This window comes from Shewanella sp. UCD-FRSSP16_17, from assembly GCF_001675935.1.
In the GTDB taxonomy this organism is placed as follows: Bacteria; Pseudomonadota; Gammaproteobacteria; order Enterobacterales; family Shewanellaceae; genus Shewanella; species Shewanella japonica.
Window position 1 is genome coordinate 583424 of sequence record NZ_LZFV01000002.1, and the last position, 20245, is coordinate 603668.

General features: G+C 40.2%; 18 protein-coding genes and 2 tRNA genes. 5 read left to right on the plus strand and 15 right to left on the minus strand.

Features of this window, described 5'->3' with window-relative positions; all coding sequences use genetic code 11:
- Window positions 1–180: 180 nt before the first annotated feature.
- The 4 genes from A9267_RS07360 to A9267_RS07375 all read right to left on the minus strand — a co-directional run bounded on the left by A9267_RS07360 (window position 181) and on the right by A9267_RS07375 (window position 3987).
- Window positions 181–837, minus strand: coding sequence for a hypothetical protein (locus tag A9267_RS07360; RefSeq protein WP_065108743.1), 657 nt, complete (start codon window positions 835–837; stop codon window positions 181–183).
- 121 nt (window positions 838–958) lie between these two features.
- A complete protein-coding gene (locus A9267_RS07365; protein WP_065108744.1) occupies window positions 959–1264 on the minus strand; it encodes a DUF3622 domain-containing protein in 306 nt (101 codons plus the stop codon).
- Between the two features lie 86 nt (window positions 1265–1350).
- Entirely contained in the window at window positions 1351–3279 is a 1929-nt protein-coding gene (locus A9267_RS07370) for a peptidase U32 family protein (RefSeq protein ID WP_065108745.1), read from the minus strand.
- Window positions 3280–3420: 141 nt separating this feature from the next.
- Entirely contained in the window at window positions 3421–3987 is a 567-nt protein-coding gene (locus tag A9267_RS07375) for a phosphoribosyltransferase (protein WP_055026273.1), read from the minus strand.
- A gap of 256 nt (window positions 3988–4243) precedes the next feature.
- On the opposite strand from A9267_RS07375, the gene A9267_RS07380 reads away from it, so the two are divergent.
- Together A9267_RS07380 and A9267_RS07385 are read left to right on the plus strand one after the other, a co-directional pair.
- Window positions 4244–4891, plus strand: a complete 648-nt coding sequence (locus tag A9267_RS07380) for a DNA-J related domain-containing protein (RefSeq protein ID WP_065108746.1) — start codon at window positions 4244–4246, stop codon at window positions 4889–4891.
- Between the two features lie 189 nt (window positions 4892–5080).
- A complete protein-coding gene (locus A9267_RS07385) occupies window positions 5081–5827 on the plus strand; it encodes a thiol:disulfide interchange protein DsbA/DsbL (RefSeq protein WP_372037643.1) in 747 nt (248 codons plus the stop codon).
- A 165-nt stretch (window positions 5828–5992) separates the two neighbouring features.
- On the opposite strand, the gene A9267_RS07390 is transcribed toward A9267_RS07385, so the two are convergent.
- The 5 genes from A9267_RS07390 to A9267_RS07410 all read right to left on the minus strand — a co-directional run bounded on the left by A9267_RS07390 (window position 5993) and on the right by A9267_RS07410 (window position 11940).
- Window positions 5993–6520 carry a cytochrome b/b6 domain-containing protein gene (locus tag A9267_RS07390; RefSeq protein ID WP_055026474.1) on the minus strand — a complete coding sequence of 176 codons (528 nt, stop codon included), beginning with the start codon at window positions 6518–6520 and terminating at the stop codon, window positions 5993–5995.
- Between the two features lie 109 nt (window positions 6521–6629).
- Window positions 6630–7151: a menaquinone-dependent protoporphyrinogen IX dehydrogenase gene (gene hemG, locus A9267_RS07395; protein WP_055026475.1), complete on the minus strand. Its 522-nt coding sequence runs from the start codon at window positions 7149–7151 to the stop codon at window positions 6630–6632.
- A 322-nt stretch (window positions 7152–7473) separates the two neighbouring features.
- Complete coding sequence (locus A9267_RS07400; protein WP_065108782.1) at window positions 7474–9066, minus strand: di-heme oxidoredictase family protein; 1593 nt, start codon at window positions 9064–9066, stop codon at window positions 7474–7476.
- A 207-nt stretch (window positions 9067–9273) separates the two neighbouring features.
- Window positions 9274–10437: an imelysin family protein gene (locus tag A9267_RS07405; protein ID WP_065108783.1), complete on the minus strand. Its 1164-nt coding sequence runs from the start codon at window positions 10435–10437 to the stop codon at window positions 9274–9276.
- Window positions 10438–10515: 78 nt separating this feature from the next.
- Window positions 10516–11940 (minus strand): hypothetical protein, encoded by a 1425-nt coding sequence (locus tag A9267_RS07410; protein ID WP_065108747.1) that lies wholly within the window; start codon window positions 11938–11940, stop codon window positions 10516–10518.
- 182 nt (window positions 11941–12122) lie between these two features.
- Here A9267_RS07410 and A9267_RS07415 point away from each other — a divergent pair, with 182 nt between their 5' ends.
- Window positions 12123–13319: an MFS transporter gene (locus tag A9267_RS07415; RefSeq protein WP_065108748.1), complete on the plus strand. Its 1197-nt coding sequence runs from the start codon at window positions 12123–12125 to the stop codon at window positions 13317–13319.
- A 41-nt stretch (window positions 13320–13360) separates the two neighbouring features.
- Window positions 13361–14194: a TIGR03899 family protein gene (locus A9267_RS07420; RefSeq protein WP_055026478.1), complete on the plus strand. Its 834-nt coding sequence runs from the start codon at window positions 13361–13363 to the stop codon at window positions 14192–14194.
- A gap of 82 nt (window positions 14195–14276) precedes the next feature.
- Here the strand turns inward: A9267_RS07420 and A9267_RS07425 are convergent, their stop codons facing one another.
- On the minus strand, window positions 14277–14945 hold the full coding sequence (locus A9267_RS07425) for a hypothetical protein (protein ID WP_055026479.1): 669 nt from the start codon (window positions 14943–14945) through the stop codon (window positions 14277–14279).
- Window positions 14946–15443: 498 nt separating this feature from the next.
- Between A9267_RS07425 and A9267_RS07430 the strand changes: the two genes are divergently transcribed.
- Window positions 15444–15866, plus strand: a complete 423-nt coding sequence (locus A9267_RS07430) for an organic hydroperoxide resistance protein (protein ID WP_065108749.1) — start codon at window positions 15444–15446, stop codon at window positions 15864–15866.
- Window positions 15867–16015: 149 nt separating this feature from the next.
- On the opposite strand, the gene A9267_RS07435 is transcribed toward A9267_RS07430, so the two are convergent.
- The 5 genes from A9267_RS07435 to A9267_RS07455 all read right to left on the minus strand — a co-directional run bounded on the left by A9267_RS07435 (window position 16016) and on the right by A9267_RS07455 (window position 20073).
- Window positions 16016–16540 carry a DUF3087 domain-containing protein gene (locus tag A9267_RS07435; RefSeq protein ID WP_065108750.1) on the minus strand — a complete coding sequence of 175 codons (525 nt, stop codon included), beginning with the start codon at window positions 16538–16540 and terminating at the stop codon, window positions 16016–16018.
- Between the two features lie 87 nt (window positions 16541–16627).
- Entirely contained in the window at window positions 16628–17350 is a 723-nt protein-coding gene (locus A9267_RS07440; protein WP_065108751.1) for a rhomboid family intramembrane serine protease, read from the minus strand.
- Window positions 17351–17408: 58 nt separating this feature from the next.
- Entirely contained in the window at window positions 17409–19070 is a 1662-nt protein-coding gene (locus tag A9267_RS07445) for an ABC1 kinase family protein (RefSeq protein WP_065108752.1), read from the minus strand.
- 218 nt (window positions 19071–19288) lie between these two features.
- Window positions 19289–19365 (minus strand) — tRNA-Trp (locus A9267_RS07450).
- 631 nt (window positions 19366–19996) lie between these two features.
- Window positions 19997–20073 (minus strand) — tRNA-Asp (locus A9267_RS07455).
- Between the last annotated feature and the right edge of the window lie 172 nt (window positions 20074–20245).

Genomic DNA, 20245 nt, shown 5'->3' on the forward strand with positions numbered 1-20245 from the left:
GTTTACACGACTGTTCATCAGTTACATATAACAACAGATTACATTATAACGTGTTAATGTTTCTTTTTGATATAAAGAATGATGATCTATCATATTATTCAACTGCTAGCGAAATAAGTTGAATAATATGATTAGAGAAACGGCTTACAGGTTTGCGACAAGCATTTGTGGTGAGGCGCGTTAACGGGAGAACTTTACCGTAAGCATATTCGAAATAAAGTCACGGTGGTTTGAGGCGTTGAGTGGCGGGTTAGACTGACTAAATACACTTCCTCGCATTGACTTATGCATTAAATATAAATCGTCAGTGTCTTTAATCACGGCGTAATAACCAATTTCACCTTGCTGCTTACGTGACGTTGCGCCGCCATATAAGTTTTTCATCGCCGTGCAACCAATAATGCCATGATAGGCTTCTTTACCGCCGATTTGAGTCATCCCCAACTGGTTATAAACCACTTCTCCTTGGCAACTTTGTTGGTAGGTATCAGCAAAATTATCTAAAAACTGGGCGCTTTCGATATTGTCAGCTAACCCTTCAAAACCTTGAATACAAAATAAGTCAGACCAATCACTAAGAGACTCTCCAGCAGGAACAAACTCCGCTTTATACATGGTGCCACGCTCAGCATTGAAAGCCATTTTCCAGCCAGTGGGTAACACAAAAGAGACTTTATTTGAAAAAATTGACAGTTCTTTCTTAGTTGAACCGCCCTCTGAGTCAAGGTTTGCAGTAATAGTATTAAGAAATGGTTGTGGCTCTTTGGCCATTACATTAAATGAAGGGCTGAATGATAACAGCCCCCCAATTATTATTAGGGTAGCGCAAGCTTTCATACCGAAATCATCCTTGGTATTGGTGCTGAAAGGTGAAGTTTAGTTAATTTTTAATAAAATACAGCAAACTATGTCACCAAAATGTTGTATTACTGTATTATTTTAACTGCTAATCTTCAAGCTAATCCTCTGAATCAGTTAGATTCAATTCATTTTCATCGTCAATAAGTGCTTCTGCAGCAATCGCGTCTGCAATTGATTTTGCTTTAATTTTCTTTTCTGTTTTGCGTTTGTTGCGCTCAGCCTGTGTGGCCATAAAGCCTGTCAGTTCTTTTTGGCCCCATGCAGTCGCTTCTTCTTCTGTTGCAAAGCCATCATGACTTTTAGATACAACAGTCTTGGTTGCACTCATACGACGGGTGATTTCTGCTTTAAAGGTATCGCCAACGGCTAACACACGAAAATCGTACTTCTTACTTTTGCTCATTACTCGGTTTTCCTAGCTGATTACAGCTTAAATATGTCGCGTTACACGCGAATATGCTCAACTTGGCATTGCTGCCAATACGTAGTTTATTGTTTCACTAACTGGTTTGAACCAACAATCATCATTTCACATTTCTGACAGTCGAAAACCAGCTTTAATCTATCTTTTCCGATATCTAATACCATAGGATCAGCCTTAATACCCTCGACTTCTTTAGGGCATAAATTAAAGCTATATCGTAAACAGTGCTTAGTGACCATTAATGGCGCATCGGTTAACACTTGGTTCTTTTCATAGGTGTCTTCAATTTGAATCACACCGTGCTGCTGATAAAACTCTCGAGATTTATCGTTAGCGACATTTGATAGAAAGCTCAAATACTTCTGTGGGAAGCGCGCTTCTTTGTCGTGCTCGCCTCGAAGAGGTCGTTGATACCCATTAATACGCTTCTCATCTAAAGCAGCAATAGCGTCACGACGTAGTCCATTAATTACCGATGCTGGTAAAAACCATCTGTTGGCACAGTTCACTTGTAACTGCCCTAATACATAATCACTATTACCTAGCTTTCCTAATTGAGTTCGAAGGCTGGCATCGGCTTTTGCATAGTCTTTTGCTGGCTCTTTTGCCCACTCAAGCTCGGTAGTAGCATAATGACCGTGGTTATCGTTAATGGTCAATGCAATGCCGCTATCGGTATCATTGAGTACCATATTCACTCGTATTTTTCTGGTGGCTGAATCTTTAGATAACAACGCATCAAATTGATGATCAAAGTTTCTAAATAGCTCAACACCCACTTTCAAATCTTTACTAACATCAGTTAAAAACAGGGTATTGCCGTCAGCACGATTAACGCGCAGCCCTTTGGTCTTGTTATCAGAAAGACGTTGTTTTTGGTAACCATCGATGAAAAAACATAAACCGTCACCATTATTAAATTCGATGGTTTTACCCGCTTTAGCACTATCAACTTTAATAAAGTCACGGCCAACACCAACAATTGTGCCGACCTTTTCACCTATGTATTTAGGCGAGCTAAAATGTTCAATCAACGCGGTGCGCTGATTAATAAAGTAATCCGTTTTACCACGGTTAAAGCTCTTTTCAGGATCAGGAGTAAACGTAAATTCACTGCGGCCATGAGACATCGACTCTAGATCGCAGCGGCGATCAATAATCGCATCTAACTGTTGACGATAATGAGCCGTCACATTCTTAAGGTAACTAATATCTTTAAGACGACCTTCAATTTTAAATGAAGTCACCCCAGCATCAATTAATGCTTCGAGGTTTTCTGTCTGGTTATTATCTTTAAGTGATAATAAATGCTCATTTTCAGCTAATACTTCACCATCACGGGTCGACAAGTCACAAGGAAGGCGGCACATTTGCGAACACTCACCGCGGTTAGCACTGCGATTTGAAAACGCATGACTGATGTTACATAAACCGCTGTAACTTACACATAATGCGCCATGTACAAAATATTCCAATTTAAGCTTGGTGTTGTCAGCAATTTGCTTAATTTGCGGCAAGTTTAACTCGCGGGCTAATACCACTTGCGAGAATCCCACCTGCTCTAAAAATACTGCTTTTTCAGGGGTGCGATTATCCATTTGGGTACTGGCATGCATTGCAATCGGTGGTAAATCTAACTGCAATAATCCCATATCTTGGATAATGAGTGCATCGACACCCGCTTCATATAATTCCCAAATTAAGCCTTGGGCTTGCTCAATTTCGTCATCCATTAAAATCGTATTTAATGCGACAAATACTTGCGCATGATAGCGATGAGCAAAATCAGCTAATCGAGCAATATCTTCAACACTGTTACCGGCATTATGACGAGCGCCAAATGCTGGCCCACCAATGTAAACTGCATCTGCACCATGACGAATGGCTTCAATACCATAGTCTGCGTTTTTAGCAGGTGCGAGTAACTCTAACTGTTTCTTTTCAGTAGACTTAGTTACAGGCGGTGTCGGCGAAAATATCTCTACAGAACTCATAATCGATGTTTATCTTTTTCTAGGTAATAAAAAATGCATCAAGATAGTAGCTAAACACGGACTAAAACCACGTGTATGTCACTATCATTGACGCACTGTTCAGCTTGCTAGTTTAGCAAAAAATAACCAGTTTCGTTGCTTTTACTTAAACAAATGCTGAATATTCTTAAAATCACTTTTCCCTTCAGCGATTTCTTGTGGGTTTAACCCAGACACTTCATGAGGGAAAACCAACCATTCTTCAGACTCATGGATGAAATAATCAGGTTTTAAGTCAACAGCGGTATTTTTGGGTTTGTAGTAAGGGCATGCTACTCGAATATCTGTTGGGATATTCTTGCGCATAAACTTTTGCAGTTTATCAATTAACGCATCCACACTACGGCCTGAATCAAAAACATCATCAACAATCAATAAACCGTCTTCTGCATTGGCATTTTCAATAATGTAATGTAAGCCATGCACTTTTATTTTTTTGCTTTGCTTATCAGTTCCAATACCATAATAAGAAGACGTTCGTACTGCGATGTGGTCAGTTTCAACATTTTTGAAATCATAAAACTCTTGTACTGCAATACCAATAGGTGCACCACCACGCCAAATACCAACAATAAATTGCGGTCTAAAACCACTATCGTATACTTGCGCCGCAAGCTTAAAAGAGTCTTCAAGTAACTGCTGCGCACTGATGTAATGTTTATCTGTCATTGGATTGGGCCCCTATCGTTTTTATTGCGGCGAATTTTATACCAAGGATAGCTGCTTGTCTTTGAGCAATGTGACGAAACGTCATATTTGTTACTGAAACTAGACATATTTCAGCAATTATTTAAACCAACCCACCCAAATTGACGCTATTTTCATGGCTCAAGCATAAGCTCATTTTGAATATTTTTTCACCATTGACTCCCTGTGCATCTGTGGCATAGTAAATTAACTGCCCATTCATAGTGAAATAGCCCCTATGCTTGCTGCACACAATGCTAAGCCAGAGTCGTTTTCATCACATGAGTCATTATCTCTTAAAAGTGATAACCCATTAATTTGGCCTCTACTCACTTTACTTCAAGGCCAACATCAAAGCTGGAAGGTGCACCATCTTGCCAGTGCGTTACAAGCCAAAGGCTTGATGCATGATCTTGATCCTTTGCCTGAAAAGGATTTATTCAAACGCAACTTTTTATTGATGAATGCATTGTTTGAATTACAAAGCATGCTTTTACCTAAGCAGTGGCTCCAGGTTCAAGCAATGGATATAAAAATATGTCGTGTATTGCCCCATGACATTGTCCACCAGCAACAACATGATGAAGCGTTAAAAAACTATTACCTTGATTGGCAACATTACGACACTTGTGCCAATGTAGTAAAAGAAATGCTCGAGTCTTTTTGGACAAGTTACCATGAGTATATTGGGGCTAACCAACAGCTCATGCACGACTCTCATGCCTTACGGATTTTTGAGTTAAACGAAACCGCAACCGACAAAGATATTCGTAAACAGTGGCGCAAGTTAGCCTTAAAACTCCACCCTGATCGCCCAGATGGAGATGCTGAGCAGTTTCGGCAAGTTTGTGAAGCATGGCAAACTTTACGCTCAAAAGCGGGATAACACCGCGTTTTACGCCTATTTATTTTTATAGAAAGCCGTACCACATCACATATTTAACTCTGAAATAAATCATCGTTTAGGTCATAATTCTTGTTAAGATTAAGGCAATTAAGTTTTGGCTTAATTAAGACTATTTTAAGATTTTTCACGACTACCAGCGGGTAACGTGACACTTTTATTGAGGCTGAAATGATTAAGATTAAACCTATAGCATTTACTATGGCACTTGCGGCATTCACAATCGCCTTAACCGGCTGTGGCAAACCTGCTGAAGTAACGAATGAAAAAGCGGTTGAAGTCACGACTGAAGCAGTGGCTGAAAAAGTTGCTGAGATTCCATCTAAGTTTGTTGAAGGACAGCATTACACTAAAATTTCTGATGCACCAGCTTCAAGCGAGCCTAAAATCTCTGAGTTCTTCTCTTTTTATTGCCATAACTGTTACAACATGGAAAGTAAGTACCTGCCAGAAATTAAAAGCAACTTGAATAAAGGCATCAGCTTCGAAACTAAGCACGTTGACTTTATGAACAGCGACATTGGCACAGAAGTCATGCGCTCATTAGCTGTTATCCATGAAGTGGGTAATGCAGCTGTGCTTAATACTGCCATGTTCCAAGCGATTCAAGGTGAAGGTGGTCATCACGATCATAGCGCACCAGGCCACACACATGATGAGCCAGAAATTAATAACCGTGATGACATCAAAAAAGTTTTTGCCGCTCATGGTATTGATGGTGCAACTTACGACAAAATCGCAGACAGTGATGCCACCAATAAAAAGTTATCACTATGGCGTCAACAGCAAGTGATGTTCCAAGTACAAAGCGTTCCAACTTTCATCGTCAATGATAAATACGCTATCAACATGAATGAAATGCGCACCCTTGGTGACCTAATTGATGTGATGAATTACTTAGCATTAGAAAAGAAGTAATCACCATCGCAAATCGATAACGCAACTCACTCAATTGCTGTTAATCGGACAACAAAAAGCCCAATCATTTGATTGGGCTTTTTTTTACTATCTAAAATGAGTTTATCAATCGTTACTTACCGCCAGTTTTGATTTCCATAACACTGAGATAACGTCAAACTGCACTCAAGAGTTTCTTACCATATCAATAATATGAAATGCTGCAAAAATGATATGGATAACTAAAAAGCCAACAAAGCCTTGAGCAAACATGATGTGATATTTTCGCCACATTAACGCATCGCTCGACCCTTGATAAACAAACCATGCGATGCCTGTAATACTGACCAGCGCCATCAATACTAAGCCTATTCCTTCAACGATACTAAAAATCCCTTTGCCGCCTGAACTGGGTAACCTCCCCTGCGGTATTTGCTTTATTTCTTGAACAAGTTGACCAAAATCCAATGTTAGCCACGGAAAAAACTGTCGCCAATGCCCATTTAACAGGTTCTTCAATAAAAACAATAATCCGAATATGGCTGCAACCAAGCCAAGGTATACATGTAAGCTATCCCAAATACTGGCTTTCGCACGTAAACGACTGCCAATCAATATCCATGGACTCGTTACCACTAAAAAGATACTCAAGGCCACGACGATAACATGCAGTTTATCTGCAATGGTGCGGCACCATCTACTCACTTGATTCATAACTATCCTCAGTATGTCTTTAGCCAAAAGCACGGATTATCTATTGTCATAAAATTGCTTTAGCGGCTAAAAATAAAGCCAACATTCGATATGTTGGCTTTAAATGATGTTAAGCAGACAGGATTCTTTCGACATAATTGTCGACTTTAGCCCAATCTGTGTATTCCACCTTTGTGTGCGGGTCGGTTGGCCCTTTGGTGATCCACATAATAAAGCGAATAATATTACGATCCATCGGCCCATAGTATTGATAGTCAAGGTTACCACCAAACACTTCTAGTTCTTTAGGCTGCCATTCACTTTGTTTTAGAAATGCCTGCATATACATATTGGTTTCAGGCGTATTTTTACCTGGCTTTCTCGCCACTAAGCTAACTGAAAAGAAACCATTGGGTTTGGTATCAAGTAATGCTTTATTTGCAGCAACATACTGATAGAGCTCAGGGCGGTGCTTACCATGGCGAATACTTGCGCCAATAAACACTTTATCAAAAGCCGATAAATCAGGTTTATCTTGCAGTGCTGATAAAGTCACAGTTTCACCTGCAGCCTCAAGCTTTTCTTGCATATAATCACATATCTTACGGGTCTGGCCGTGGACTGTTGAATAAACGATTAAAATATTGCTCACGTTAACCTCTAAGATAAACAAAGAACGAGTTTAAAGATGGGGATAGAATTAACACGTTTCCCCTGCTGTTCGATACGTTAGTTACAGTATCAAAAATGTCTTTTAATAGACTAACTGCATTTAAAGACTAGCTTAATTGAATCTCGAATAAATTTACATGAATCAGATCACGACATATTAGCAATAGCAGCTAATTAAATGATGATTTTTTTGTCTCGCTCACAAAAAAGTGGCCATATCTGACGATATGCCCACTTATACATTTTGAAAATCAGCAATTTACAAATACGACATCACGCTTGTCTTAATAATAACTTGCCGACTAAAGTGACATTAAGAATGACACTAACTGATCACGTTCAGTTTTGCTCAATGCCATGAATGCCTCTTGACTGTTTTGTGCTTCACCACCATGCCATAAAATGGCTTCTTCAACTGTCGCTGCACGGCCATCGTGCAAAAATCCAGCTTGCGGATTAACGGTTTGAGTTAACCCTAAGCCCCATAACGGGCGGGTACGCCATTCATTACCATTAGCCAAAAAGTCAGGGCGCCCATCAGCTAAGTCATCACCCATATCGTGCAATAACATATCTGTGAAAGGATAAATCACTTGGCCCTTTAATGAATCAATGATGTCACTGCCACCAATATCACCGCTAGTTTTAGTGGTAAAACTTGGAGTATGGCAACCACTACAGTTAATTGATGCAAATAAACGGGCACCTTCACGTACATCAGAGTCATCAACATTACGTCTGGCTGGTACAGCTAAGGTTTCAGCATAAAAAACCACTGCATCACTAAACGCTTGGTCAACTTCAGGCTCACCATTTTCATCTTCACCGGTATCAACAAAACCTGTTCGGGTTAAATAGGAGTCGTGAAGGCTAGTACCTGCCACACTTTCATCAGGAAATAACGGGTTAGTAATGCCAATATCACCACGTAATGCTCCTAAAGATTGCACTCTTACACTTGGCGTATTGGCTTTCCAACCAAAACGACCAAGAGAGACAGGGTTGTCATCTCCGTTGCGATCTTTAATCGCATCAAAAACCCAATTCGGACGACCTGAAATACCATCGCCGTTGCTATCATCGGCATCCGCTAGTGCTAGAATGGCAGCTTCAGGTATCGCTTCCAATAAGCCTAAACCAAATACTGGCATGCCATTGCGCCAACCCATTAACACATCATCTTGAAGTAAATTTGAGGTAATGTTGGTGCTTTGTTTTGTCTCACCAGGTGCGTCATATGGATTTTCAACTTCAAAAATCGGCTTTTTAAGTTCAACACTGGTGCCATCGTCATAAGTCACTGTTGTACGCTCGTATGACAAGTAAACGTCTGCTTGGCCGCCAAAGGCATTTTCTTGCCAATCTGCTCGCGCCTTTAGCACGCCACGATGAAACAATTGACCACCAAAATCAGGCACAGGGATTGGAGCACAATAATTATTTGCAGCATTGCCTTGGGTACATTCAACATCTGCAGCTTTACTGATCCGCAAGAATATTCCCGCATCAGACCCTAGCTTGACCCGGGTTTGATCTGCTGACAGGAAAGGCGTTGAGTTACGTCCATCACGTTGATGACACGAGTTACAGTCGGCATTATTGAAAACAGGGCCTAGACCATCTAATTCTGGATGTTCTATATTAGGCGCTGTAGTAAATGAAATTTCAAAGTTAGCATCACCTTCAAGGTGCAGTGCTAAATCGCCCTCTGATAAATTAGGTGCAGGTGTCGAAAAACCATGCCCAGAATTACCGGCATCATAGGTCGTTGTATCGCCACCACTTGCGGTAATATCGGTAAAGTCAGGATAGGTGACAACAGGTGGCTCTGGCGTCGGTGTTGGCTGCTCATCACCACTGCCACCACATGCTGATAATAGTAAGATGCTAACCATGGATGTCAGCACAATGTTGTTATGTTGATAGGGGAATTTTTGAAACTTGTTCATCTTGCACACTCTTAAATCAATAACACTGCAAAAGGCTTAAACAACACAATTTGGGACTTGCCTTGCTCTAACGGCAGGCTTATTAGTCAAAAGCTTAAATCGCTCTGCCCTTATCAAATTTAGAGCAAAGCGATTGCTTATCCGTTATGTGGCTTACTGAGGGTTCCACTCAGATAAAAGTGGGATAACATCTGASTCTAATGAGGTTTGTAAAGTCGTAAGTGCTGTTACTGCTGTTTCAACACGAGTACGACCCGCTTCATCAAGAATAGCTTGACGGAAAGGCATATCGTCGTTGCCTGCAATAGCTTGAATTTTTAAAATTGCATCGTCAATCTCACTTGAGATACGRACTGAAAGTGCACCATCAGCTGCGGCAACGAAATCAATAATCCCTTGCTTGTCGGCAGAACCTGTAAACTCGCCATGATACACATTACGAACACCTTGAATGTTGTCCGCAAAATCAGTTAATGAATTCCAAGAGTATTGAGACTCAACTTTTGAGGTATCAGCATTGGCTAAAGAATCACCAAATGGATCCGCAATTTTACCGTTACCGACTTCATCAACAATACCAATCATGCCGTTGATCAACTCTTCAATGACAGCAAGTTCAGAAGAGTAAACTGTGTTGTTATCACTGCCTGGTGAAGTTAATAAATCAGCATATGGTAATGCGTTCGCATCTTGCGGGTTATGAGAAATCTGCCAAGCATCATCAAGTTGTTTTGCATAATCTCTAAACACTTCAGCAAGTGCGATGACATATTCACGTTCAGCCGTCGTTAAATCACTGATAGACTTATTGTTATCAGCGACACCATCGCCAAACAATAGGTATTCCATGGTATGGAAACCCTGTACATCATCATTCCAGCTTTTAATGGTTTCGGCGTCAAAGCCTGTATTGTTATCTAGCTGAGTCTGTAAATCAGTCGTATTTAGTGGCCAGCTATCCAAATGCGGATCGATACTCAATGAGTCAACAGGACCAAAGATGTGCGACTCACCTTGTTCCCACGGCTTACGTGCTGCTTTCCACGCCTCTTGAGCAGCGGTTAAATCTGCTTGTGATGTGGAATTTACTAGTGCTTGGGTCGCCAATAATAATGCATCACCCTGTGCCGCTAAATCAGCATAACCCGCTACAATGACGTCATTCGTTAAGTTTGTGACCATCTCAGTTGCAGCAAAGCTAAACCCAGTTTCAGGTACTACTGGATCTGGGGTAGATGAATCATCAGAACCAGAACCACCACAAGCAGTTAATGTGCCCATTAAGGTTAGTGCAATCGCTGTATACTTAAAATTCATGTAAAACTCCATTTCAATCAATAATTTTGGCTGATTCATTTCAGCCCTTTCATTAAAAAAAACATGTTAATGCACTGGTTATAGCGAGAACTGATAACCCACACCAAGTGCAAAAAAGTTAGTATCAGGAATACTGGCTACGGCCACTTGCTGAAGCCCGCCTTCTGCTTTGATCACAATTTCAGGAATTGGGAAGTAGTTAACTCCGATACTGCTCCAGGTATTTTCATATCGCTTAGTCGCAGTACCACTTTCCACTTCCATTAGTGGATTTGAATAATCGATATTGGCAAATACAGTCATAGGAATAGCTAAGTAGTCATCAAGCTTAAAGCCTGCTTCAACAAAGAAAGATTGCGATTTAGAGCCCAATTGCGCGAAGTTACCTGGCTGTAAACCTGGAGTGGTTTTATTCGCTAATGTAATTGCATCAGAGTCACTTAAAGTACCGTACATGTATTGACCACGTAGCACCCAAGGCCCCTCAACATATGCAGCAGCAGCTGTCACTATGCTCAGCGTTCCGTCAACATTGAGCTTATTGCTTTTATTTCGATTGCCAGAGGTATTGCCGTAATAGTAAGACACGCCAATCGCACTACCAGTTTTAAAGTTGCCGTAATCGATACGCCCAGCAAATGCTAAGTCGTCAGCGTTAACATGTTCAAACCGGGTTTGATGTCCTGATGCAACCCAATCATAGGTTCGAAAGTATTCAGAGTTTAAGCCGCTAACAATCTGGGCTTGATAATGAAAATCCGAGATTTCACCGTAAACACCAATGCCATTCTCGTTCCACACGGCCGGGATCATGGCAGCTTCACTTTTGTGACGGAGTACAGTGAGGTATTGGTTTGGCTTGTGTAAGGTGCTCGTTAGGCCGATTGGCAAGTGAATATTACCGAACTTAACGCCAAAGGCTTCACTAGGGCGATATCGAATTTCCGCTTTTTCAATGACAACTTCGCCGCCTGCTTCTATTTCAGATTCAAATTCACCAAATTCATCAAAACCATCATATTCAAGCGCAGCGCCAGTTCCGCCATGCTCATATTCAATTTCAACTTCCATGCTCCATTGCTGAGTAAACTGATAACCAAATTCAGTGACGATGCGCTCTAAGTCGAAACGGTTTCTTCTTTCTGGCGTGGTATCTTGTACATTGTCAAAATACTCATCACTCGTGAAATTCGCTGACCCATAAGATTTGAATGAAAACTGACTGAAACGGTCCTCTGCTGCGGCAACGTTCGTAACAACATCAGAGACTGCTTTTTGCTGTTGATGCTGAGTGACTTCAATTTGCTTTTGAGATTCTGCTTGCTGGGCTTGTTCCTTTGCTATGGTTTGCAATTGTTGCTTGAGCTGAGCGATTTCAGCTTCTTGCTTGGCAATCGCTTTAGCTAAATCTTCTGCTGATATCGCAGCATATGTACTTGCAGAAGTGCCTAAACCAATCACACTGGCTATTGATACTGCCAACAGCGTTAACTTTTTGCTCATCTCATTCCCCACAATATTGCACAACCTTCGTTAATGTGGCGACACAATATATTAAACGAGAATCATTTTCATTATAATTTACATTTATCCTTGCAACTTTATTTACAACGCATTTACACTTAGCGTAAAAATGTAATCTGTGTAACCATACAAGCACGATATCAAGTTCAGGAAACCTCCCTATGTCAGTCGCCTCCAGTAAGCATCCTCAACAACTTTTATTGTGGATGACTTTCGTTATGTCGATGGTTTTTGCAGTATGGCAGGCGCTGCTAAATAATTTTGTCATTGAAAAGGCGGCATTCACTGGCGCTGAAATCGGCATACTACAAAGTTTGCGAGAGGTGCCTGGTTTTTTAGCTTTTACAGCGATATTCGTTTTGTTGCTGATCCGTGAGCAATCATTTGCCTTGGTTTCATTAGCCGTGTTATCCATCGGCATTGCTATTACCGGCTTTTTCCCGAGCGTTTTAGGCTTATATTTAACAACGGTGTTAATGTCGGTGGGATTTCATTACTTTGAAACCATCAACCAATCTCTTACATTGCAATGGGTGGATAAAAAAGATACTGCCGGATTTTTAGGTAAGGCGTTGGCATGGCGCTCTGCTGCCGCTTTAATAGGTTATGGCAGTATCTGGATTGTGATGACATGGCTGAAATTAGATTATGTATGGATGTACGCCATTATTGGCGGACTAGGGCTAACTGCCGTGCTGGTAATGAGTATCTATTACCCTCGTTTTGATATCGCCGAACCACAACATAAAAAACTCATTTTCCGCAAACGTTACTGGCTTTACTATGCCCTTACTTTCTTGTCTGGAGCCCGTCGTCAAATCTTTATGGTTTTTGCCGGATTTATGATGGTAGAAAAGTTTGGCTATTCGGTTTCGCAAATTACGGCACTCTTTTTAATTAACTATGTCGTGAATCTAGTTTTCGCCCCTGCTATTGGTCGCTTAATTGGAAAAATAGGTGAACGGAATGCGTTAGTTATTGAGTATGTTGGATTAATTCTTGTCTTCGCAAGTTATGCTGTCGTTGAGCATGCTCAATTGGCTGCAGCACTGTATGTAATTGATCACCTGTTATTTGCAATGGCAATAGCAATGAAAACCTATTTTCAAAAAATTGCCGATCCAAAAGACATTGCGGCCAGTATGTCGGTTAGCTTTACCATCAATCACATTGCAGCTGTGATTATCCCTGCATTATTAGGCATACTATGGTTAAGCTCGCCACAGTGGGTATTTATGATAGGCGTATTATTCGCACTGTGTTCCTTGATATTATCGTTAAATATTCCAGCCCATCCGCAGGCTGGAAATGAAACGAATTGGGGTAAATCAACTACTCTTACAATGAGTGAGAGATAATTATCACCCGCTTATTCACCGTTGAAGTATGAGAAAACGTTATGGCAGAAAGTCACCCTCAACAAACTAACAAAGACCAAAAAGCGAGTGTGTCTGCACGAAAAAAAGCATTATTGCTCGGAAAAATTCTCGGATTAGCCAGCGAAGATGATTATCGCCCTTCTCAGGCATCGATTACAGAACGTGCCCAATTTAGATTACAAAAACAGCAAGTTCAGCATCAGCTCAACCTTGAAACCATCTTTGCTTTAGCCCTCAACTATACTCCATCTGATGTTACAGGCGAGGACTTAGATCCTGACTGGAGTTACCAGTTTTTCCAGATGGCAGAACAAATTCAATCTCGACGAATGCAAGATTTATGGGCCAGAATTTTAGCCAGCGAAATTGTAAAACCTGGAAAATTTAGCCTAAGAACCCTTGCCACGCTCAAGAACTTGACCCAACGAGAAGCACAAATACTTGAAAAAGCATTAGGCATGTCTGTAAAAATGAATGCAGAAACTCGATATAAGCTATTAAGTGGTTATCGCATCAGTGGTGGTTTACAGCAGTATTTTAGGAAAACATCACAGGTGAATATTGGCTTATCTAAATACGGTTTACCTTACTCAAGTATTTTAACTCTCATGGATGCTGGCATACTGCATAACAGTGAATTCGAAACCGGCCTGCTTGATAAAAATTCCGATATTTTACTGTCGATGACCGAGCAGCAATTCAAAATTAGTCCAAAAAATAATAATTCACTCTTTAGCTACTATCGCTTCACCCCAGTGGGCGATGAGCTTAGTCTATTGGTACAGGCCAATGTAGAGAACGAATATGTGAGAGCGTTGAAGGAAACATTAAAGGCAGGGTTTAGCGTAAAGTAAACTCTAGAATAAATTGTTTTTGGCCTGAGTGAGCGAGTATACAAGCATGACATGCGATAACCACTCAGAAAACTTAAGCTAATTAGGTTTCACTCTTCAGTGATAGTAATGACTTCTCAGCTCCTTCGATATCTGTCTTATCCGAATCAACCACTCGCTCATATAAGTTAGAGTGCTGAGCTTTATGCATAGAGAATAGAAATTGTCTTAATGTTTCTCTAGATTCATCACTGACAACAATTGTCGCTGCTATAACGCCATTTTCAGAGCGTACAACTTGATATTCAATATCAAAACTAATGTCTTTGGTTAAAATTAACTTAGCCTGACGAGCTTCTTCAGTATCATCAATATTTGGAGCATATAACGTCAGCCCGGTGCTTGAAAGAGACAACACATCGATGGCGAGATTAGTATCAAAATCAATGATCCTGACATTATCAAGTTCGTTCATTCGCCAGCTTCTGTCAGCGCCTCGCGTATCAACCACCTCGGGGATCCCCAGCTTAGGGACAAACTGTCCAAGTTCATCCATGGCAATATTTAAAGGGAACCATAATCGGTAATGGCTAATTTCAGCCAATAAAGTTAGTTGAGTTTTACCTAGCAAACTAGCTAAAGTTGCAGGTATTTCAGTTGTCACTGAAACGGTTTCATTAGGACCTTCTGGCACTTTCTTAACGGCAGAAGGTGTTTTAGCGAATAACTCACTAAAACAAGCTAACTCTTCTTTGGTTAAGGTGCTGTCCATTATCACTCCTTGAAACTGTATTTGTTATAATTTGTAACAATTCTATCATGTGAAATCTTAGCGTACAATTCATAGCCAACTTTCTTGGCATAAATCCTAATTAAAATAATAGGTTCTACTGCATTCGACATCGTGCAATAAGCGATGTAACGACACGTTTTATGAAGGATCCGCTTTAAAAGTTTCACTCAAATTTTGCAGTGCACACTTTACGATTTTCACATCGTTCAACATGGCAATCGCAACCCATAAACTTGGTACGAATGAGCGGCAACTTTAGTTCAAAACAGTTATCCCAATTCAAGTCTTAGATAAATTCAAGCAAGTAAAAACCGGCCCTATATATTCAATTCAAAATGAACAAAAAAATAATTTTACACAATTAAATTGCACACAACCTAATTTTACAGTATTGTATATTTCATTGAGTGAGTAGCTAAGATTAATCCAACTGAATCACTTAATTTAACGTTCTTTATTTTTCAATTAGGAGTTTTCATGGATATCATTTATTCAGCATCAGTAACAACAACTGGCGGTCGTGATGGTCAATCAACATCATCGGACAATAAACTATCGGTAAAACTTAGCACACCTAAAGAACTAGGCGGCGCAGGCGGTGAAGGCACGAACCCAGAACAGCTTTTTGCAGCAGGCTATTCAGCATGTTTTATTGGAGCAATGAAATTTGTTGCAGGACAAGAAAAGATAAGACTTAGCCCAGATCTTAACGTTCAAGCTACCGTCGGCATTGGGGCTAATACCGCTGGAGTCGGATTTGCCATCGATGTCAAACTACGCATTAGTTTACCTGAAATGGATAAAACTGCGGCTGAAGCATTAGTCGAAAAAGCACATCAAGTATGCCCTTACTCTAATGCTACCCGCGGTAACATCAATGTTGAGCTAGTTGTAGAGTAAATTGAATAAGTCAGTTACCATTTTGAGCTAGGCTATTTTTCACCATTTGAAAATAGCCTAGTGATCGTAGAAGTTAGCTATAACTTATTGCACACTTAATTTAAGACCTGGTAAAAAACTATGGTTCAAGTCTTTAACTCCTCAACAGTTTACACCTTATCCAATAAAGCAATATCAAAGTCATCGAGGCTAATCGACAAATTTAATTGGGCAATTTGTGATTCAATTTTTTGAATATTTTGATTAACAGCATCGAGGGTCAACGTATTATTATCTAATTCGTACACTTGCTTTTGAGTGTGGTAGTAAAACAATAATATGGTAATCGCATCAGGTTCTTTTTTATCAGCCGCAGCGACAATTTTAGTCAACTTTCGATAGATTCGGTTATGTAGCTGTTTCATTTGCCATACCCAATAAATATCATGCATAAATGGTTTAGTTTTAATGATATTCATAATAAGGCTACAAAAGACGACAGCTAAGATAACCCCCATCAAATTTAAGTGAAAATTACCAGTAGACTCACTTCCCGCGACGGGCGTTTGCCCAAAAAAAGCGATTAAAATAGCGCCAAAACCTAAAGATAGTAAGGTTAAGCAACTCACCAACCCGATCAGTAATTTATTTAGCTGCTGCCGGTATTGCTGCTTATTGATTGAGATTAACTTCATAATAATCCTAAACGTAAATGTCTAAAGCATTTTATCCCGAAAAATAACATTGCCCAAGAATTGACACACTCGACTTAATCAAGCATGTCATTGTTTTTGACGATACCGCACCACTAACATTATCACTAATGCGGTAATGGCTCCGCCAACATGGGCAAAATGAGCAATATTACCAACAGAATATTTAGTTAATCCAAAGAACAGGTCACCAACAATAATGAGTGGAACAAACCATTTAGCACTAATCGGCACAGGTAAGAAAATCAGCGATAACTTAGCATCCGGATAACGCATCGCAAAGGCCACTAACACGCCATACATCGCACCAGATGCCCCAACAACAGGCGCATGGTAAATAGACATAAACTCAACCAGCCTATCCTTACCCAAGGCTTGTACTAAGTGACCATCAGCCATACCTTGCTGCAAAATGGTTTGAATATCATTTGTGCTGTAACCTAACGTTAAAATGTCATTGGTGATAGCGGAAAACTGATAGTAATTAGCGGCAGTATAAATCAATGCTGCCCCCAACCCTGTTACAAAATAAAAAGCTAAAAACCTTGGCGTCTTCCAAGTCTGTTCAAGTGGGGTACCAAATGACCACAGTGCGTACATATTAAATAGAATATGCGCCATACTGCCGTGCATGAACATGTGGGTGACTAACTGCCATAGAGCAAACTTTTCATTCAATGGAAAATAAAGTGCTAAGGACTGCAAAGATTCAAACTTTAACAATGTACTCGCAATAAAAATAAGGACATTAATCGCCATTAAGTAAATAATCGACTGATTTTTGGCTGGCATATTAAGTGACCTTATTGTTGATATTGTCAAGATTTGACTAAATTCTACTGCGTACTTTTCAACGCTTTTTTGATAAATTTCCCGAACGGCTAATAGCAAGTAATAAGCGCCCTACCAGTAAACTGCCTGCGGCAGTAATCCCTAAACCTATAATAGACACCCCTTCATACAAAGGCGGTACGCCACTACTTAACACCATACACCCACCGAGAAAAATGGCGCCACTTAGTACCCCATAAACCAAGCGATTAATAATCGTATCTAAACTTCGATGATTCAAATTAATATCAAACCGACCATTATTAATTTGCTGAGTTAATAACTCGATTTGTTCAGGCAAAGTATTAATGACACGTTGCCATCGATTAGAAGACGCCATGGTTTGTTTGAACATATATTGAGGCGACAACTGGGCAAGTTTCATCTTAATCGCATAAGGACGAATTGCGTCACCTACGCTTATGCTGCTATCTAATTGCTTAGATGCTCCTTCAAGCATGATGAGTACCCTCAGGAGCATCGAAACTTCTGTCGGAATAACTAGCTTATGATGGTGAATAATTCGAATAAATTCATTTAATACGGCAACCAGAGGGACTTCATTAATATCCACTTCCAAAAAGTCTTGTACAAAATCGCTAACATCTTTTTCAAGTAAGACTTTATCTAGCTTAGGCTGCGCCTGACACAATTTGATTATATGGTAAGTTAACTCTGCGGGATCTTTATCGGCAAGGGCAACTAATAAGTGCTGAAAGCGTAATTGAACGGCTTGGGTTAATTTTGCTGTCATCCCCCAATCCAATATACCTAACTGTCCAGACTCCAATACCCAAATATTTCCAGGATGCGGATCGGCGTGAAAAAAACCTAAATCAAAAATCATATCAAGATACACCTTGATTCCGGTTTCAGCTAAAGCTCTAGTGTCTACCTCAGCAGCATTTAGTTTGTCACCATCGGCAACGCTAAACCCCTTTAAGCATTCCATGACTAAAACATGTTTACCTGAAATTTCACGATAAACATGTGGAATATGCACTTTACTATTATCACTAAAATAAGCACTAGCACGCTGCATACTGCGAGCTTCTTTGACGTAGTCGAGCTCATTCATTAGTGATTTAGTAAACTCAATAATTAACTTAGTCGGTTGATATAGTCTGAGTTCTTTATTGTATTGCTCAACCAAAGACGCCAGCATTTTTAAAATTTCGACATCTGCAACAATTTTATCTTCAATACCAGCGTGCTGAACTTTAACAACAACGTCTTGGCCATCCACGGTGACAGCTTTATGCACCTGACCTACCGAGGCAGAAGCTAATGCATCAAAACTAAAGGATTGAAATAAAGTATCGAATGAGCGACCGAACTCAGCTTCAATGGTTGAAATGATCTGTTGTTTATTATCGGCAGGCGTATCAGATTGAAGCTTAGTTAGCTCATCAGCAATCTCTTGACCAACCAGATCAGCACGGGTACTGAGTATTTGACCAAGTTTAATAAAAGCTGTGCCTAACTCACTGAATGCTAGGCGCAAACGAACTGCAATAGAAAGTGACGCAAGTTGCTGACCACTCTCATTAACAAATACACTTTTAATAAACTCAGGATTACCTTCTTTGACCCAATTAGCTAAACCATACTTTACCAACACAGTGAGGATCTGCCGCGATCGCGCCGAATGATTCATGAATTGCTTAACGTTAGTCAGCATCGTCCCAACTCCCTGTTTACCCGATAAAATAAGCTTAAGTTTTCTAGATATTGATAAGACTTTGAAGTCATTACATCATCTAGCTAAAGCTAAGATAAAGCAACGAAAATCAATTAATGGTGATTCGGATAAAAGGATTGAAAAAGGAATTATACGATTAATAAAATAAATGTGCAGAAAAGACAAAGGCCTAGCATTTCTGCTAGGCCTTCTAAATTTGGCAGGGGTAGCAAGACTCGAACTCGCAACCATCGGTTTTGGAGACCGCTGTTCTACCAATTGGAACTATACCCCTGTTGACGAGATGCATTATGCTAAAACCACCGACAAAGGTAAAGCATTATTTGCTTCAAACACTACTGACTGTGGGTTTTTCAGCCAAATTAGTAAAATTGAATACGCTTTAGCTTTGCCTTATACAAATCTCTTTCTGATATACGTTAATACATCATAAGCAGATCAATCTATAGTGCATAAAAAGATGAGATTAGTTGTGCTGTTTGTATTTAACGATTTAATGAGCTGTGGCTTACTGGCTAATGCTTAAATGAGTAAAACTAAGTAGAACGAACATATATTGCAAGAGTTGGCCTCGATATCCAGGAGTTCACTCTGGTTGCTCTGGCTACTCTGAGGTTAATAGGTTAAGGCCCAATTACTTATGGATACACTTAGTTGATAGGGAATAAGTTGATAGGGTATAACTCAATAATCACTGGTTCACTTCTGAGTGATACCTAGCATTTACTGAAAGCCTTGATATAAACATTCAGTATCTTATTAAGCGTGTTTAGTTGAGTTAGCATCCCTAAATATTGACTGCAAAAGTATCTTTTATAATGGGGATTGTTGGTAGATAACAGAAATCATTAATAACCAAAACGAAAAAAGCCTCTACATTGCTGTAGAGGCTTTCGTCTTTATGTTGGCGGAGCGGACGGGACTCGAACCCGCGACCCCCGGCGTGACAGGCCGGTATTCTAACCAACTGAACTACCGCTCCTTTAGCAAAATGCTTACGCGTAATGCTAAATGCTTTTTAAGTCGCTAACTTGTCAAAGTTAGTAGACTCGCTTTATCGTGATAAAGCTACTCTTTCGAGTAAATTAGGCGCTTGGCAATGACCTACTTTCACATGGGGAGACCCCACACTATCATCGGCGCGATTGCGTTTC